Annotated in this window: 1 pseudogene; it reads right to left on the bottom strand. The window is 79.3% G+C overall.

The features are described 5' to 3' along the window. Positions 1-1,123: pseudogene (locus EEJ42_RS31425) on the bottom strand (helicase C-terminal domain-containing protein); the annotation flags it as partial.

Genomic DNA, 1,123 nt, shown 5'->3' with positions numbered 1-1,123 from the left:
GCCCAGGGGGCCTCGGTGGCCCGGGCGCTCCCAGCGCAGGCGGGTCAGCAGCGCGTCGGGGTCGGGGGCGGCGCCGGGCGGGAGGGCGGCGAGGAGTTCGAGGACCCGGCGGCGGACCTCGGGGGCCGGGGAGCGGTCCAGGTCGGCGCCGAGGGCGGACAGCGTGCGGCCCTTGTTGTCACGGCCGCCGATCAGGCCCGACGTACGGGTCGCGGCGAGCCAGGCGGTGGCGAGCGCGGCCCAGCGTTCCTGGGCGGGCAGCCGCAGCCAGTCGTCGTACGCGGGGGTGGGCGCGTACCGTTCGTCGGTCTCGCCGTCGGAGGCCAGCAGCCCGGCCGCGTACGCCAGCTCGATCCAGAAGGCGGCCACCGGCTCGGAGACGTCGAGCGCGACAGCGGTCCGCTTGAGGTCGCGCACGCTCAGCCCGCCCGCGCGCAGCACGGGGGGCCCGGCGCTCTCCCATTCGCCCAGCAGCTCCTCGACGGTGGCCAGCGCGGTGAACGCCTGCCCCGCCGCCGCTTTGTCCACAGCCTGTGGATCGTGCTGCGCGGCGGACGCCAGCGGCGGCGCCACCGGCTCGGGCGCGCGGTGGGCGCGGCCGCCGCGCAGATGCAGGGCGACCTCGCGGGGGAGGACGACGTTCCGCGGCCCGGACGGCAGCAGCAGACCGCGGTCCAGCAGCCAGGCGACGGGCGCGGTGGGGGAGGCGACGGACACCTCCCCGTACGGCGGGCCCCAGGTCAGCCTGGCGAGCACGGCGGCCGCGCCGTCGGGCGCCCCGGCGAGCAGCGCCGCCATCCGGTCGCGGTCGTCGAATAGCTCGGTCAACGCCGCGACGGCCGTCACCGGATCGTGGGTGGCCGACAGCCCGGCCGCCGCCAGCAGCTCCTGGAGCCGCCCCGGCGACATGCCCGCCGTGGCCTCGTGCACGGTGGGCCCGAGCCCGGTCGGCGACGGCGAGGTGGGCGAGGGCGCGAGCAACTCCCGCGCGGTACGGACGAGCCGCAGCCGGTCGTCCCCGCCCCAGACCAGCGCCTGCGCGCGCAGCGTGGCGACGGCGCGCGGCAGCTCGGCGGCGACTCGGTCGCGGAGCGCGGCGGCGTCGGCGCCCCGGCCGGCGGCG

Source organism: Streptomyces botrytidirepellens, assembly GCF_003721215.1.
Lineage (GTDB): Bacteria > Actinomycetota > Actinomycetes > Streptomycetales > Streptomycetaceae > Streptomyces > Streptomyces himastatinicus.
This window is presented reverse-complemented; position numbering and strand designations above follow the sequence as displayed.